The organism is Haloarcula halobia, from assembly GCF_029338255.1.
GTDB classification, from domain to species: Archaea; Halobacteriota; Halobacteria; order Halobacteriales; family Haloarculaceae; genus Haloarcula; species Haloarcula halobia.
Window position 1 is genome coordinate 1235579 of record NZ_CP119787.1, and the last position, 16745, is coordinate 1252323.

Genomic DNA, 16745 nt, shown 5'->3' on the forward strand with positions numbered 1-16745 from the left:
AGACGGTTCTGGTACGCGGGGCGAAAACGACCAGCCCGGGTCCGCCCGGTTGCGAGTTACTGCGACGGGTCGGCCGGCGGCAGGGCCCGCAGCGACCGGGGCGGCAGCAGGTAGTTGCCCCGCCGCTCGACGCGCATGTACTGGAGGATGCCGTTGTTGACGCGCTGCCCGACTGCCGAGTTCTCCGAGACGTCGGTGCCGTTCATCGCCTGCCTGGTCTCGACGAAGTCGGCGATGGAGCCCTGCAAGGAGAGGAAGTGCAGGCCCGCCTCGCCGCCGTCCGTCGAGTCGAAGTCCCGGCGGAGGATGCGCGGGCTGTCCTCGTCGTCGCGTGCCTGGGCGGCCTTCTGGGCGTGACCGACGACGCCCTCGCGGCGACTGCTCTCGACGACGTCCTCGGGGCACTCGCCGACCCCGCTGTCGGTCCCGAGGTTCTCGCCGACCCCCTCCACCCGGTCCTCGGCCGCGTGGGCCGGGCAGAACATCTTCGAGACGCGCTGGTCCCTGGAGTCCTGTTCGTACCACTGCTGGAGCTGCAGGCGGATAACGGAGAGGTGCTCGGTGGACCCACCGGCGAAGGGGCCGTCGTCGATGGTCACCCGGTCCTCGGTGGCCTGGTTGCCCTTGAACCCCGATTTGAAACCCATGAACAGGGGGGCGTCCTCGGAGACGGGTTCGGAGTCCGGGATGCCGTCGACGTCCTGGTTTGCGGCGGGGAGGCCGGCCCCGACGAACCCGGTCCGGCGGTCGGCCGTCTCGAAGACGCCGTCGAACGCCGCCGCCATCTCGTGGCCGTTCGCGGTGTCGGTCTCGCCTTTCAGCGCCTCCTCGGCCGCGAGCACGGCCCGCTCGTCGTCGCTCGCGAGGTGGAGCAGTGCGTCGGGCGTGTCCGGGTCGGGGTCCTCGAAGGGTGCCAGCGCCTCGGGGGCCGGCAGGTCTATGCCCGCGGGCGTCCCCGTCTCGAACCGCTCGAAGTACGTCGGGCCGTATGCCAGCGTAAAGAGCAGGCCCTCGTTGCTCCACTCGTAGGCGCGTTCGAGCGACGTCAGCGCGTCCTCGACCTGCGCCCGCTCCGTGTCGGTGGGCGTCCCCTCGCCAGCGTACTCGAGCAGCAACAGCACGTGGTGGCGCGCCATCCGGGGGTTGCCCGCGTCGTCGGTGGCCAGGGCGGCGTCCCAGGCGTGCTGGCGCTCGGGCAGCCTCGACGGGTCGTCGGTCCCCGCCGGTATCGATCCGGCGCCGCGGTCCAGACAGGCGGCGAGCGCGGCGGCCCCGCCGATGGCGACGGCACTCTTGGCGAACTCGCGACGGGAGATTCCGCGTCCGGTCATCACGCTCGCTAGCCGCTGCGTTCGCATGACGATTGTGGTACGCCGCTCGAAACCGGTCGCCTCACGTCCCCTCGAGGAGCTGGTCGAGCAGGCGCTCGAAGCGGTCGGTGAGGCGTCCGGCGAACGAGGGTTCGACGGTCCGGAGCAGGCCGGCCGTCGCCGCGGGCCGACGGAGCGACAGGGTGACCCGGTTGCCCGCCCGGCGCTTCGCGACGACGCCGGCCGAGACGAGGCCCTCGAGGTGGTGTTCGAGCGTGCTCCGGGCGACGCCCAGTTCCTCGGTGACCGCCGCCGGCGACGCCTGGCCCGCCGCCAGCAACAGTACGACGACGTCCCGTGCCGTCTCCCGTCTGAGATACGCCAGCGTCCGCCGCTCCCACGGTCCGTATCCCGCCGGGTAGTAGTGGGTGCGGCCGTTGCAGCGCTGTTCGGTGACCGACTCGAGGCGCTTGAGGTGGTACTGGACCTGTCCCGTCGCGAGGTCAAGCGCGCGGGTCAGCTCCCGGAAGTGGACGCCCGGGTTGGCCTCGATGTGCCGGTCGATGCGGTCGCGCGTCTCGCTCATGCGTCTCCCTCCAGTCGCCGCTCGACGGTGCGGGCGTAGTAGACGGCACCGAGGACCAGCACCACGACGACGGCGTCGATAGCGTGTTCGAGCAGGTGGTGTGTCTCCGGCGAGACCAGCGACGTCGCCGAGAGGGCGCCGACGAGCGGTCGGGCCACGAGGGCCGCGAGGGCGAGGGCGACGAGCAGGTACGCTCGCGAACGGCGACGGTGATAGGCCGCCACGCCGAGCGCACACAGCACCCCAGTCGCCACGGCCGACACCGCGAGGACGAAGACGACGTCCGTCTGCAGGCCGCCGGCCTGGACGTCCAGGGGGAGGGGCCAAACCATGCCGGAGCTCGGGACTCGATGCACCTCACTCGTTCGGTTCTGGCGGACTTTTTTCACCTCGCCCTGCGACCCCGGGGTATGGACCGCATCGGGTTCCTCTGTGAACCGGCCCACCCCACGTTCTGGCCCGTCGCCGAGCGACTCTCGGCGCGCGGATTCAAGATCCGGTTCCTGGACCCGACGGACCTGGTGGCACGCGACGACGTGGACGCCCTCGATGCGCTGGTCGGGGCGACTCTCGGCCGGACGTCCTTCGAGGTGCTGCGCTACGCGGACCGGGTGGGCGTCGAGACCTGGAACGGGTTCGTCCCGACGACGGCCCTGGCCTCGCGCCTGGTCGCGCTCGAGGCCCTGGAGGCCGTCGACTGTCCGGTCCCCGAAGTGCGGGCGGACCCGCCGGTGCGCCCCGACGAGTACGTCGAGCGGGGGTGCTACCGGTGGGACGCCGGTGCCGACACGTTCTACCAGCGCCGGCTCGACGCCGACCCGGTCACCCAGCGGTACTACGCGGTCGACGACGGCCGGGAGACACACGTCCGGGCCGTGACCGTGCGCTCGGAACTCTCGGGCCTCGAGGACCTGATCGCCACCACAGACGTCGAAGTGGGGCCGGCGACGCGAGTCCGCGAACTCCTGAGCCGGTTTGGCGCCCGGGCCGTCGCCGTCGATTTCGTCCGAGCGGACGACGCCTACGCCGTGGACGTCGACCCCGCGCCGACGTTCGCCGGGGCCCGGATGGACCAGCACGTCGCCGACGCCGTCGCGTCGCTGACGACCATCGGCGCGTGACGCGAACGGGGAGTTTATTACCGGCACCGGCCACGAATCCGACAATGAGTGGCGAGCAGGAACTCGGCATCACGGAGAGCAAGGAGCATTCACCCGGCGAGTGGTACGCCGAGGTCGTCCAGAAGGCCGGCCTGGCGGACTACGCCCCCATGGGCGGGTTCATCGTCACGCGGCCACGCGGGTACGCCATCTGGGAGCGACTCAAGGGCCACCTCGACGGCTGGTTCAAGGACACCGGAGTCACGAACGCCTACTTCCCGCTTTTCATCCCGGAGTCGTACCTCGAACGGGAGAAAGACATCGTCGAGGGGTTCGATCCCGAGGTGGCGTGGGTCACCCACGGCGGCCACGAGGAACTCGAGGAGCGACTGGCGGTCCGGCCGACCAGCGAGTCCATCATCGCGCCGTTCATGGCCAAGTGGACCCGCTCGCACCGTGACCTGCCGCTTCGCCTGAACCAGTGGTGTTCGGTCGTCCGGTGGGAGGCCACCGAGACCAAGCCGTTCTTCCGCACCAAGGAGTTCCTCTGGCAGGAGGGCCACACCGCCCACGCTGACGAGGCGGGCGCGTGGGACGAGACGATGACCCGTCTCGACCAGTACCGCCGCCTCTACGAGGACGTGCTGGCGATGCCGGTGCTCGAGGGACGCAAGCCGGCCCACGACAAGTTCCCCGGCGCCCACACCACGACCACCGTCGAGGCGCTGATGCCCGACGGCAAGACCGTCCAGGGAGCGACCTCACACTACCTGGGGACCTCCTTCGCCGAGGCCTTCGACCTCACCTACGTCGACGAGGACGAAGCCCAAAAGACGGCTCACACCACGTCGTGGGGCCTCTCCTGGCGGGCGATGGGCGCGCTCATCATGACACACTCCGACGACCAGGGCCTCGTGCTCCCGCCCGCGCTCGCCGAGACCCAGGTCGTCGTCGTCCCCATCTGGCAGGAGGACACCAAAGACGAGATACTCGAGTACTCGGCGGACCTGGCCGCGGAACTCGAGGCGGCCGGCGTCCGGGTCGAACTCGACGACCGCGAACACCGCAACCCCGGCTTCAAGTACAACGAACACGAGCTCAACGGCGTCCCCCTGCGCGTCGAGGTCGGGCCCCACGAGGTCGAGGACGGGGAAGCGACGCTGGTCCACCGCCCCGACGGCGAGACCGCGACGGTCGACCGCGAGGGCATCGCCGACGCCGTCGCCGAGCACCTCGATACCGTCCACGCCAAGCTGTACGCCAGCGCCGAAGAGACGCTGGAAGGCGAGATCCGGGAGGCCGCGTCCCGCGAAGAGATTCTGGGCACCATCGGCCAGCACGGCGGCTACGTGAAAGCCGGCTGGTGTGGCGACGAGGAGTGCGAGGATCCGATCAAGGAGGCCATCGCTGCCGAGATCGTGATGGTCCCGCTGGACCGCGACGAGGAGCCCATCCACGAGGCGTGTGCCATCTGTGGCGAGACCGCCGAAGAGACGGCGTACTTCGCGAAGAGCTACTGAGCGCGGCCGAACGCACTCGCGACCGCGTCCCTGGTTTCGACGTTTCGGAAGACGGTTTTGGGGAGGGAGCGTGTGACGTTTCTCCGTGCCCCCGTGAGTGCATCGGACACCGGTGTATATAAATCGGCGTCAGACTCCGGTCATACAATCGGCAGACCGGGGTCGATTTCTTGTTGTCTCTACAATGGTTTCGCTGCCTTCGACGGCCTGGTTCTCGCACCGTGGCGACTGTTCACGAACTATCATCATGGTCATTATATATGTGTCAATATACCTTATATCCCCTAGTTTGGCATTAACAGCCCCTTAGCCTTAGAGGGACACGCTCTTGTACCAGTAGTCGTAAGAATGGTTCACATGGTTGAGCGACCTACTGGCGAGTCTGCGAGCGGGGCCGGGCTCGTAGACCCCACGGACACGCGGTCGAACTGCGGTGTCGGGGTGGTCATGGACCTCGACGGCGGCAGCGACCACTGGGTAGTATCGGACGGGCTCGAACTGCTCGAGAACCTGGAACATCGCGGGACGACGGGCGCCGAGGAGAACACCGGCGACGGGGCCGGTATCATGCTCCAGGTGCCCCACGAGTTCTTCGCCGATGAGGTCGACGCCGACCTGCCGGCCCCGGGCGAGTACGCCGTCGGCACGCTCTTTCTGCCACAGGACGACGGCGCCGCCGCGGACCTGAAAGCCCTCGTCGAGACGGAACTGGCCGCCGAGGGGCTCGATGTCGTCGCCTGGCGGACGGTTCCCACGGACAATTCGGACCTCGGACAGACGGCGCTCGATTCGGAACCCGACGTCGTCCAGTGTTTCGTCACGTCGACGTCCGGGTGGACGGGCCAGGATTTCGAGAACCAGCTGTACGTCGGCCGCCGCGCCCTCGAGACCACCGTCAAGAACGAGCGGCCCGAGGGCCACGAGCGGTTCTACGTCGTCTCGCTGGCCACCGACGTCGTCGTCTACAAGGGCCTCCTGAAGGCCGAGCAGCTCCCCGACTACTATCCCGAACTCTCCGACGAGCGCATGCGGTCGACGTTCGCGATGGTCCACGCCCGTTTCTCGACGAACACGCTCGGCGCCTGGCACCTCGCACACCCCTACCGCCGAATCATCCACAACGGCGAGTTCAACACCATCCAGGGCAACATCAACTGGATGCGCGCCCGCGAGACGGACATCGCGAGCGACCGGTTCGGGGGCGACTTAGAGAAGGTAAAGCCCATCATCGACGACCCGGAGCAGTCCGACACCGCGAGCGTCGACAACGCGCTCGAACTCCTCCTGCAGGGCGGCCGTGACCTCCCGCACGCGCTGCGGATGCTCATCCCCGAGGCCTGGCGCGGCGAGATGAACGACGTGACCGGCGACCGGCGCGACTTCTATGACTACCACGCCTCGCTGGTCGAACCGTGGGACGGCCCCGCGCTGGTGGCGGCGACCGACGGCGAGCGTATCGGCGCGGTGCTGGACCGCAACGGCCTGCGCCCGTGCCGGTACGACATCCTCGAGGACAACACGCTCGTGATGTCCTCCGAGGCGGGTGCGCTGGACCACGACGCCAGCGAGATCACCGAACGCGGCCGCCTCCAGCCCGGCCAGTGTTTCCTCGCCGACCCCGAGGAGGGACGGGTCATCCCCGACGAGGAGGTCTTCGAGGACATCTCCGACGAGAAGTACGGCGAGTGGGTCGCCAGGGAACAGGTCGACATCGCCGACATCACCGACCGTGCGGACAACACCCCCCAGCACTCGGTCGACCGGCTGCGCAGCTACCAGGCGATGTACGGCTACACCTACGACGAGGTGGACCACCTGCTGGAGCCGATGGCCGAGAAGGGGAAAGACCCCGTCGGCTCGATGGGCGACGACACGCCGCTGTCGGTGCTCTCGCAGTTCAACCGGCCGCTCTTTACCTACTTCAAGCAGCTGTTCGCGCAGGTCACGAACCCGCCGCTCGACTACATCCGCGAGGAGCTCGTGACCTCGCTCGAGTCGCGACTGGGCTACCAGCGCAACCTGCTCGAGGAGTCCTCGACCCACGCGCGACAGCTGGTGCTCGACTCGCCGATCCTCACCGACGAGGAGCTGGACGCGATCAAGGACATAGACGCCAACGGCATGTCGACGGCGGTCGTCGACATCACCTACGAGAAGGGTGGCGACCTCCGCGAGGCCGTCGAACGGGCGCGTGCGGAGGCCGACGAGGCGGCGAAAGCGCACGATATCGTCGTGCTCTCGGACCGCGCGGCCGGCGAGGGCCGCGTTCCCATCCCCTCGCTGCTCGCCGTCGGCGGCATCCACCACCACCTCGTCCGCAACGGCCTGCGCAACCACGTCGGCCTCGTCGTCGAGTCCGCGGACCCGCGTGCGGTCCACCACTTCGCGACGCTCATCGGCTACGGCGCCGGCGCGGTCAACCCCTACCTCTCCTATCAGACCATCGAGGATCTGGTCGCCGGCCCGGACGGCGCGGACCTGCCCGACGCCATCGACGCCTACATCACGGCCGTCGAGGACGGCCTGCTGAAGACCATGGCAAAGATGGGCATCTCCACCGTCGAGTCCTACCAGGGTGCCCAGATCTTCGAGGCCGTCGGCCTCTCCTCGGACTTCGTCGCCGAGTACTTCGAGGGGACGACCTGCCGGACCGAGGGCATCGGCATCGAGGACATCGAGGAGGACCTCCTCCAGCGCCACGAGGTCGCCTGGAGCGAGGACGAACCCGAGATGCCCCGCCAGGGCGAGTATGAGTTCCGCTCGAACGGCATCCACCACCAGTGGAACCCCAACACGGTCGGCAAGATCCAGCAGGCCGTCCGCATGGGTGACTACGACATCTACAAGGAGTTCGCCGAGCTGGTCAACGACCAGAACGAGCAACTACAGACCCTGCGTGGCCTGCTCGAACTAGATTCGGACCGCGAGTCCATCCCCATCGAGGACGTCGAACCCGTCGAGGACATCGTCGAGCGCTTCGAGACGGCGGCGATGTCGCTGGGCTCGCTCTCGCCGGAGATGCACGAGAACAACGCCATCGCGATGAACCGCCTGGGGGCGAACGCCAACACCGGCGAGGGCGGCGAGCCGCCCGAGCGCTTCGGCACCGAGAAGGAGTGTACGACCAAGCAAGTGGCCTCGGGGCGCTTCGGCGTCACCTCGGACTACCTGGCAGCGGCCGACGAACTCCAGATCAAGATGGCCCAGGGCTCGAAGCCCGGCGAAGGGGGCCACCTCCCCGGCAAGAAGGTCAACGAGATGATCGCCCACGTCCGCTACGCGACGCCGGGCGTCGGTCTCATCTCGCCGCCGCCGCTGCACGACATCTACTCCATCGAGGACCTGAAACAGCTCATCCACGACCTGAAGGCAAGCAATCCGGAGGCCGACATCAACGTCAAGCTGGTCGCCGAGGACGGCATCGGCACGATCGCGGCCGGCGTCGCGAAGGCCAACGCCGACGTGGTCCACATCTCTGGCCACGACGGCGGGACCGGCGCCTCGCCCAAGACGTCCATCAAGAACGCGGGGCTCCCCTGGGAGCTCGGTGTGGCGGAGGCAAACCAGATGCTCCGCGCGACCGGCCTGCGCTCGCGCATCAAGATCACCACCGACGGCGGGATGAAGACCGGCCGCGACGTGGCCGTCGCCGCGCTCTTTGGCGCCGAGGGCTACACCTTCGGGACCGCCTCGATGGTCACCTCCGGCTGTGTGATGGCCCGGCAGTGCCACGAGAACACCTGTCCGGTCGGCGTCGCCACCCAGAACGAGAACCTCCGCAGCCGCTTCCCGGGCGAACCGCAGCACGTCATCAACTACATGACGTTCGTCGCCCAGGAGCTGCGCGAGATCATGGCCGAACTCGGCTTCGAGACCGTCGAGGAGATGATCGGCCGCGTCGACGTCCTCTCCCAGCGCGACGACGTCACCCAGCCGAAGGCGAAGCAGCTGGACCTCTCTGCGGTCATCGCCGAACCGGCCGACAACGACGGCCGCTACAAGCAGCGCGAACAGACCCACGAGGTCGACGAGCAGCTCGACTGGGACCTGCTCGAGGCCGCCGAACCGGCCATGGAGCACGAGGAACCGGTCGTCATCGACACCGAGATATCCAGCGTCGACCGCGCGGTTGGCGCGACCCTCTCGAACCGCATCAGCCGGCAGTACGGCCAGGCGGGACTCCCGGACGACACCATCCACGTCGACTTCCACGGGACGGCGGGCCAGTCTTTCGGCGCGTTTCTCACCGACGGCGTGACGATGGACCTCACCGGCACCGCCAACGACTACGTCGGCAAGGGCCTCTCGGGCGGGAAACTCCTCTTGAAGACGCCCAGAGACGCCCCGTACGACCCCAGCGAGAACATCGTCATCGGCAACGTCGCGCTCTACGGTGCGACCCAGGGCGAGATCTACGTCAACGGGATGGCCGGCGAGCGATTCGCGGTGCGCAACTCGGGCGTCAAGGGCGTCGTCGAGGGCGTCGGCGACCACGGCTGTGAGTACATGACCGGCGGTGCCATCGTCGTCCTGGGCGAGACGGGCAAGAACTTCGCGGCCGGCATGTCCGGCGGCGTCGCCTACGTCTACGACCCCGACGGCACCTTCGAGGAGCGGTTCAACGACGGGATGGCCTCGATGGAGGCGACCCTCGAGGGCAAGGACCGACAGATGATCACCCGCCTGGTCGAGAACCACGCCGCCTACACCGACTCGGAACTCGCGGCCGACATGCTGGACGACTGGGACGCGGAACTGGACAACTTCACGAAGGTGATGCCCGACGCCTACGCCGAGGTCATCGCCGACCGCGAACGCGACGACGTCCGCAACGAACCGCCCAAGGCCGCCTCGAAGGTCGCCGAGGCCACCGAGGCGGAGTTCGCCGCGTCGACGGACGACTGACCAGTCGACTGCGGCTTGGCCCACCGCGACCCGACCCGTTTTGTCGCTCCCGTCCGAGACGCCGGTATGGATCGTGCCCTCGTCATCGGCGGCACCCGGTTCATCGGCCGCCACGCCGTCGCGGAGTTCCTGGACGCAGACTACGACGTGACCATCCTCAACCGGGGGCGCCACGAGAACCCCTTCGCCGACGACCCGGCCGTCGACCACGTGCGCGGTGACCGTCGCGAGCGCGAGACGCTCGAAGTCGCCCGCCGGGAGGTCGACCCCGACGTCGTCGTCGACTGCGTGGCCTACTTCCCCGCGGACGTGCGCGTCGCGACGGACGTCTTCGCCGACGTCGACGCCTACGTCTACGTCTCGAGCGGTGCCGCCTACGGCGAGGAACGGGTCCCCAAGCGGGAGGGCGAGACCGGACTGGTGCCCTGTGACGACGACCAGGCCACGACAGACAGCCGCGCGACCTACGGCCCGCGGAAGGCCGAGGGCGACCGGGAAGTCTTCCGGGCCGCGGCCGACGGCGTGCGGGCGATGAGCGTCCGGCCGACCGTCGTCTACGGGCCCCACGACTACACCGAGCGCTTCGCCTACTGGGTCGAGCGGGTGGGGGCGTTCGACCGCGTCGTCGTCCCCGCCGACGGCCTGAGCCTCTGGCAGATGGCCTACGTCGAGGACGTCGCGAGCGCGCTGCGGGTCGTCGCCGACTCGGGGACGGCCGGCGAGGCCTACAACGTCGGCGACGAGCACGCGCCGACGCTGGGCGGGTGGGTCGACCTGCTCGCCGACGCCTGCGAGACGAGCGTCGAGACGGTCGGCGCGAGCAGGCGGGCCCTCGCGACCGCGGGCCTGGAACCCGAGGACTTCCCCGTCTATCGCGACCCGCCACATCTGCTCTCGGTCGCGAAACTCCGGTCGCTCGGCTGGTCGTCGACCGATCACGGGACTGCCCTCGAGCGGACCGTCGCGGAGCACCGGCGCAACGACCGGACCGGGCGGGAGTACGGTCCCGACCGGGCGGTCGAACGGGCGGTGCTGGACGCGCTGCCCGAGTGAACGCCCGCCCGGTGTCCGCAGGACAAACCGATTTGTACCCCGGGGGACGACAGGCGTGTATGTTCGACAAGACCACCTGGATTCGCCTGCCGCGCAACGTCGTGGTGGGCCACGGCGTCTTGGACCAGACCATCGACGCCGTCACCGAACTCCATCTCAGCGGCAAGCCGCTGGTCGTCTCGTCGCCCACGCCATACGAGGTAGCCGGCGAGCGGGTCGTCCGGCAGTTCGCCGAGGCGGGCTACGACCCCGCCGAGGTGGTCATCGAGGAGGCCAGCTTCGCCGCGGTACAGGAGGTCATCAGCCACGCCGAGCACGTCGACGCGGGGTTCATGATCGGGGTCGGCGGCGGGAAGGCCATCGACATCACGAAGATGGCGGCCGACGACCTGGGACTGGGCTTCGTCTCGGTCCCGACGGCCGCCAGCCACGACGGTATCGTCTCGGGTCGGGGGTCGGTCCCGGAGGGGGACACCCGCCATAGCGTCGCGGCCGAACCGCCGCTGGCCGTGGTCGCCGACACACAGATTCTCTCGAAGGCACCGTGGCGACTCACCACGGCAGGCTGTGCGGACATCATTTCGAACTTCACGGCCGTCCGCGACTACGAGCTGGCCCACCGGCTGAAGAACGTCCCCTACTCGGAGTACGCCGGCGCGCTCGCCCAGATGACCGCCGAGATGCTCGTCGAGAGCGCCGACTCCATCAAGCAGGGGTTAGAGGAGTCGGCCTGGATCGTCGTGAAGGCGCTGGTCTCCTCGGGCGTGGCGATGTCCATCGCGGGGTCCTCCCGTCCCGCGAGCGGCGCCGAGCACCTCTTTTCGCACCAACTCGACCGCCTCGCGCCGGGGTCGGCGCTGCACGGCCACCAGGTCGGCGTCGGCGCCGTCATGACCGAGTACCTCCACACCGGGCCCCAGGGGCGCTGGCGGGACGTCCGCGACGCGCTCGCGGCCATCGGTGCGCCCACCACTGCCGAGGGACTCGGCATTGACGGCGAGACGGTCATCGAGGCGCTGACGACCGCCCACGAGATTCGCGACCGCTACACCATCCTGGGCGACGGGATGAGCGAAGACGCGGCGCTCGAGGCGGCGACGGTGACGGGCGTCATCTGACCGACTCGATGCCGGCTACGGACGGTTCGGCGTCCCAGCGGACCCGGTCGGTCTCCTTGGACGGCGGTTCGTCGACGTCCGCCGTGAAGACGATGACCAGCTGGTAGACCGTCTCCGCGGACGGGTCGTCGCTGTTGCAGTAGCCGGTGATGGTGGCGCTGTCGACGTCTTCGATGACGCAGTCGACGCCCACCTTCTCCCGGACGATGCGTTTCGCCGCGGCCTTGGGCGTCTCCTCGCCCGTTATCTGTCCGCGGGGCACCGTCCATCCGCGCTTGCCATCGCGGACCAGCACGTCGTCGGCCTCGTTGCGGACGACCACGTGGACTTCGGCCCCCTCCCGTCCGCTCTCGGTAGCGACCCGCCGGTACTGTTCGTCGTCGACCTCGTATGTGGTCTGGTTCACCGTGACTGCCCCGTAGACCTGTTCCAGGCGTTCCAGCCGGTCCTGGATGTCTTCCCGGGTCCCCCCGTCGCTGACCATACTGACATCTCGAAAGGACCGCGTATAAAGTCGTTCATTATTTTCATCTCTGTTACTGGGCACAATCGATAGACTGCAGCCCCGTCGGTGAACACGATGGGGCGCAGTCTTCCGGTTTCCCCAGGAGTTCGCAGGATGCTCTTAAATACGTCCGATTCGCCTCGCTCGTTCAGACGTGTTCGTCCAGGAACTCGACGACGCGCGAGTAGGCCTCGATGCGGTTCTCGCGCTTGCTGATGCCGTGTCCCTCGTTCTCGAAGATAAGTCTCTCGACCGGGACGCCGTGGGACTCGACCTCGGCGGCGATCTGTTCGGCCTCCCCGACCGGCACGCGGGGGTCGTTGGCCCCGTGGAGGACGAAAAGCGGCGCGGCGATGCGGTCGGCGTTGTTGAGCGGCGAGATGGACTCGAGGAACTCGCGGTCGTCCTCCAGCGACCCGTACTCCGCCTCCCGGAGCTCGCGGCGCCACTCGCCGGTGTTCTCGAGGAACGTGACGAAGTTCGCGATGCCGACGACGTCGACGCCGGCCGCCCAGAGGTCCGGGTACTCGGTGAGCGCCGCGAGGACCATGAACCCGCCGTAGGACCCCCCCATCGCGACGATTCGGTCGTCGTCGACCGCCGGGTGAGCGTGTAGCCAGTCGACGCCGGCCCGGAGGTCCTTCACCGAGTCCATCCGTTTCTCGACGTCGTCTAAGTGGGTGTAGGCCGTCCCGTAGCCGGTCGACCCGCGGACGTTGGGCTCGAAGACGGCGTAGCCCCGCGAGAGGAAGTACTGGGTCAGCCCCGCGAAGGAGGGCCGGCGCTGGCTCTCGGGACCGCCGTGGATGTCGACGATGACCGGCGTGTCGCCGTCCTCACCAGCGCCGTCGGGGAGCGAGAACAGCGCGGGAATCTCCCGACCGTCGAAGGACTCGAAGCGGACCACCGCGGGTTCGACGAACGTCTCGCGGGGGATGCCGGCCGTCGACGCGGCCGTCCAGCGCTCCGTGGCGCCCGTCTCCGTCTCAACCACGAAGAGGTTCGTGTTCACCGTCCGGCCCGTCACGCTGACCGCGAAGCGGTCGGCGTCGGGGCCCCACGCGACGCCGCCGGCCAAGCCGCCCGGCAGGTCCGGTATGGGAAACGAGTCGATTGTCGTCGGTCCCGTGAGCTCGCCGACGGTCAGCTCGTTGTAGCCGTCGACGTTGCGCGAGACGGTGATGCGCCCCGTCGCCTGGTCCAGCGCGACGCCGTCGATGTTCCACTGTGAGTCCTCGCGGACCGGTTCGAGCGTCCCGTCCAGATCGAGGCGGGCGAGGTACAGCCGGTCGCTGTCGTGGTCGGTGACGAGGTAGAGGCCGTCGCCCTCGGGGCCCCAGGACGCGCTGAGATAGCGGACGGTCCCCTCGTGGGGGGTGAGGTGTGTCAGGTCGCCGCGCTCGACGTCCAGCACGTAGAGGTCTTGGTCGAAACTGGAGTGGGCCTCGCTGACGACGAGGTGACTGTCGTCGGGCGACCACCCACCGACCGAGAGCCACCCGTCGCCCTCGTGTATCAGTTCGGCGTCGGTGCCGGTGACGTCGCGCCCCTGGACGTAGACGTCGAAGACGGCCTCGTCCCGGCGGTTCGAGGCGAACGCGAAGGCTTCCCCGTCGTGTCGCCACCCGCCCCAGCGGTGTTTCGCCTCGGGGTGGGCGGTGAGGTTCGTGATGCGGTTCTCGCTGTCCAGGCGGTACAGCTGGGCGCGCTCGTTGCCCCCCTCGTCCATCCCGAAGACGAGTTCGTCTCGCTGGGGCGCGTAGTCGACGAAGCCGACCGGTTCGTCGAAGAAGGTCCGCTGTTCGGGCCACCCGCGTGGCTCCTCGAGGGTCCAGACCTGTCCCACGCCTGTCGTGTCCAGGAGAAAGGAGAGCGTCCCGTCGGCGGAGACGGACGCGCCGTAGGCGCTGCGGACGTTCAGGTAGCGTTCGAGGTCGTACTCGTACACGCCACCCCGAAGGCGGGGCACCGGCAAAACAGTTTGTGGCGAACGGGGGGATTTTTGCCGGCCGGTGTCGTCCCCGCCAGTATGCGTGTCGCGGTCGTCGCCATGGAGACGAGTCACTACCGGGAGACGGCCGGCCGCGAGCGGGTCGAACGGATCGCGACCGACCTCGCCGAGGCGGGCCACGACGTCTCGGTGTTCTGCTCGCAGTGGTGGGACGGCCACGACAGCCGGTTTGCCCCCGAGTCGGTGACCTACCGGGCGGTCACCGTCTCGCCGACGGCCCCCTCCTTCTGTACGCGGCTCCCGGCCCTGCTGGCCCGGTCTCGTCCCGACGTCGTCTACGCGATACCGGAGCCACCCTCCGTCGTGCTGGCCGCCAGTGCCGGGGGGTTCCTGGCCCGCGCGCCGCTGGTCGTCGACTGGTTCGGCGACGAGTCCGTGCCAGAGGGACGGATGACCCGGTCGGCGCTGCGGACGCCGGACTGTCTCGTCACGCCCTCCGAGCTGGTCCGGACGACCCTCCGCGAGCGGGGCGCACCCGACGAACAGACCACCGTCCTGCCCGAGAGCATCGACATGGATCTGGTCCGCGAGGCCGACCCCGCCGAGGAGGTGGACGTCGTCTACGCCCACCCGTTAGACGAGAGCGCGAACGTCAACGCGCTCTTTCTCGGCCTGGCCGAACTCCGACAGAAAGACTGGTCGGCGACGGTCATCGGCGACGGCCCCGAGCGCGAGACCTACGAGCAGGAGGCCGCGGACCTGCGCATCGACGACCGGGTCGAGTTCGTCGGGGCCTGCGACCGCGAGCGGCGGGTCTCCATCTACAAGGGCGCCCACGTCTTCGTCCAGACGGCCTTCAGGGAGTACTTCGCAACCGAACTGCTGTGGGCGATGGCCTGTGGCTGTCTCGGCATCGTCGAGTACCAGGCCGAGTCCAGCGCCCACGAGCTCATCGAACAGCGCGACCGGAGCTTCAGGGTCACCACTCCCCAGGAGATCGCCGACCGCATCGTCGCGTCGGCCGACTTCGAACGCAAGCACGTCGACGAGTCGTGGGCGTCCTTCGACCACGACGCAATCCGGGTCGAGTACGAGGAACTGTTCGACCGCCTGGTTGAGGAGTACGGGTTCGTCTGATGGCAACCGGCGAGGAGAGACGGCTGGCGCTCGCGCTCGTCGTCCCCGAGGTCGTCGGCCTGTCGCTCTTGTTGCTCTTGTTGGGCCTGAGTCTGGCCGGCCGGTCGTCGTTCGCAGCGACGTACTCGGTCCCGCTGCGTCTCGCCGCGTTCGCGTTCGTCCTCGTGGAGCTTCTCATCCCGGTTGGCGTCTACCTGGACGTCAGGCGGCGACCGGACGACCCGGACCTGACGTGGGTCCACGCGGCGGCGCTGCCGGTTGTCAACGTCTTCGGGGTCGTCGCGTACCTCGAGGAACGCCGGCGTGCGCTGGGCGAGTCCGGGCCGTAGGTTTATATTGTAGTTCAATCTACATTTAGTGTGGTGATACATCCATGCAAGCCTTCGTCATGACGGAGCTCGGTGAGGTCGGATTCGCCGAGAAAGAACGACCAGCACCGGGACCGACAGACGCGATTCTTCGGCCGACGAAGGGCCTCGTCTGTACGTCCGACGTACACACGGTCCACGGCGCGATCGGCGAACGCGAGAACCTCACGCTCGGGCACGAGGTCGTCGGTATCGTCGACACGGTCGGTGCGGCAGTCGAGGACTTCGAACCGGGGGACAGAGTGGCCGTCGGCGCGATCACGCCCGACTGGGGCTCGGCCGCCGCACAGGACGGACACTCCTCGCAGTCGAACCAGGCGCTCGGTGGCTGGAAGTTCGCCAACGTCAAGGACGGCACGTTCGCGGAGTTCGTCCACGTGAACGAGGCGGACGCGAACCTCGCTCACATCCCCGAGTCCGTCACCGACGAGGCGGCGGCCTACGTGACCGACATGATGAGTACCGGGTTCATGGGCGCGGAGAACGCCGACATCCCCATCGGAGGAACCGTCGCGATCTTCGCGCAGGGACCTGTCGGGCTCATGGCCACGAAGGGCGCGGCGCTGCAGGGAGCCGGGCGCATCATCGCCGTCGAGACGGTCCCGAACCGACAGGAACTCGCCCGGGAATACGGTGCCGACGACATCGTCGACTTCGAGGCGGGCGATCCGGTCGAACAGATCATGGACCTGACGGACGGTGAAGGGGTCGATTCGGCCATCGAAGCGCTGGGGCGCACCGAAACGTTCGAACAGTGCGTGAAGGTGACGAAACCCGGCGGGACGATCTCGAACGTCGGGTATCACGGCGAGGGCGAGTACGTGAACATCCCCCGCGAGGAGTGGGGCGTCGGCATGGCCGAGAAGACGATCACGACGGGTCTCTGTCCGGGCGGTCGGGCCCGTCTCCGACGGCTCCTCCGCTTGCTCGAGGCCGACCGCGTCGACCCGACGCACATGACCTCCCACGAGTTCCCCTTCGAGGAGACAGACGAGGCGTTCCGCCTCATGGAGACCAAAGAGGGGGACATCGTCAAACCGCTGATCGACTTCGAGTGACCGCTGCAGCGGATCGGGACAGGGGCCCCGAAGGCTCCCGTTTCGCTGCCGACGAATCGGATCGGTGCCCGTTCTCGGTCGAGACGCGCTCGCGCTCGCTATCGGCCAGCGGCCGTAGACGAAACCCGTTTGAC

At 68.4% G+C, this 16745-nt stretch carries 13 protein-coding genes; 8 read left to right on the forward strand and 5 right to left on the reverse strand.

All coding sequences use genetic code 11. The features are described from left to right. Positions 1–56: 56 nt before the first annotated feature. From P1K88_RS06570 to P1K88_RS06580, 3 genes are all read right to left on the reverse strand, one after another. Positions 57–1331, reverse strand: a complete 1275-nt coding sequence (locus P1K88_RS06570) for a DUF7405 family protein (protein WP_276413513.1) — start codon at positions 1329–1331, stop codon at positions 57–59. A gap of 61 nt (positions 1332–1392) precedes the next feature. Continuing rightward, positions 1393–1896 carry a winged helix-turn-helix transcriptional regulator gene (locus tag P1K88_RS06575; RefSeq protein ID WP_276413515.1) on the reverse strand — a complete coding sequence of 168 codons (504 nt, stop codon included), beginning with the start codon at positions 1894–1896 and terminating at the stop codon, positions 1393–1395. Beyond that, positions 1893–2228, reverse strand: coding sequence for a DUF7471 family protein (locus tag P1K88_RS06580; RefSeq protein ID WP_276413517.1), 336 nt, complete (start codon positions 2226–2228; stop codon positions 1893–1895). Before P1K88_RS06580 ends, P1K88_RS06575 begins: the two co-directional genes overlap by 4 nt. A gap of 78 nt (positions 2229–2306) precedes the next feature. Between P1K88_RS06580 and P1K88_RS06585 the strand changes: the two genes are divergently transcribed. The 5 genes from P1K88_RS06585 to P1K88_RS06605 all read left to right on the forward strand — a co-directional run bounded on the left by P1K88_RS06585 (position 2307) and on the right by P1K88_RS06605 (position 11592). Then, positions 2307–3017 carry an ATP-grasp domain-containing protein gene (locus tag P1K88_RS06585; protein WP_276413519.1) on the forward strand — a complete coding sequence of 237 codons (711 nt, stop codon included), beginning with the start codon at positions 2307–2309 and terminating at the stop codon, positions 3015–3017. 44 nt (positions 3018–3061) lie between these two features. Then, a complete protein-coding gene (gene proS / locus P1K88_RS06590) occupies positions 3062–4516 on the forward strand; it encodes a proline--tRNA ligase (RefSeq protein WP_276413524.1) in 1455 nt (484 codons plus the stop codon). Positions 4517–4873: 357 nt separating this feature from the next. Then, complete coding sequence (gltB, locus tag P1K88_RS06595; RefSeq protein ID WP_276413525.1) at positions 4874–9421, forward strand: glutamate synthase large subunit; 4548 nt, start codon at positions 4874–4876, stop codon at positions 9419–9421. Between the two features lie 66 nt (positions 9422–9487). After that, on the forward strand, positions 9488–10474 hold the full coding sequence (locus P1K88_RS06600; RefSeq protein ID WP_276413527.1) for an NAD-dependent epimerase/dehydratase family protein: 987 nt from the start codon (positions 9488–9490) through the stop codon (positions 10472–10474). A gap of 59 nt (positions 10475–10533) precedes the next feature. After that, the gene (locus P1K88_RS06605; RefSeq protein WP_276413529.1) at positions 10534–11592 is read left to right on the forward strand and encodes an NAD(P)-dependent glycerol-1-phosphate dehydrogenase; all 1059 of its coding nucleotides are present in this window, start codon (positions 10534–10536) and stop codon (positions 11590–11592) included. On the opposite strand, the gene P1K88_RS06610 is transcribed toward P1K88_RS06605, so the two are convergent. Both P1K88_RS06610 and P1K88_RS06615 read right to left on the reverse strand, forming a co-directional pair. Next, positions 11585–12076, reverse strand: coding sequence for an NUDIX hydrolase (locus P1K88_RS06610; protein WP_276413531.1), 492 nt, complete (start codon positions 12074–12076; stop codon positions 11585–11587). The genes P1K88_RS06605 and P1K88_RS06610 overlap by 8 nt on opposite strands. 169 nt (positions 12077–12245) lie before the next feature. Beyond that, positions 12246–14045: a S9 family peptidase gene (locus P1K88_RS06615; RefSeq protein ID WP_276413533.1), complete on the reverse strand. Its 1800-nt coding sequence runs from the start codon at positions 14043–14045 to the stop codon at positions 12246–12248. Positions 14046–14126: 81 nt separating this feature from the next. On the opposite strand from P1K88_RS06615, the gene P1K88_RS06620 reads away from it, so the two are divergent. From P1K88_RS06620 to P1K88_RS06630, 3 genes are read left to right on the forward strand one after another with little or no spacing between them, the layout of a single operon-like run. Then, on the forward strand, positions 14127–15185 hold the full coding sequence (locus P1K88_RS06620; protein WP_276413535.1) for a glycosyltransferase: 1059 nt from the start codon (positions 14127–14129) through the stop codon (positions 15183–15185). Further along, a complete protein-coding gene (locus tag P1K88_RS06625) occupies positions 15185–15514 on the forward strand; it encodes a hypothetical protein (protein ID WP_276413537.1) in 330 nt (109 codons plus the stop codon). Before P1K88_RS06620 ends, P1K88_RS06625 begins: the two co-directional genes overlap by 1 nt. Positions 15515–15558: 44 nt before the next feature. Beyond that, on the forward strand, positions 15559–16611 hold the full coding sequence (locus tag P1K88_RS06630) for an NAD(P)-dependent alcohol dehydrogenase (RefSeq protein WP_276413539.1): 1053 nt from the start codon (positions 15559–15561) through the stop codon (positions 16609–16611). Positions 16612–16745 lie beyond the last annotated feature (134 nt).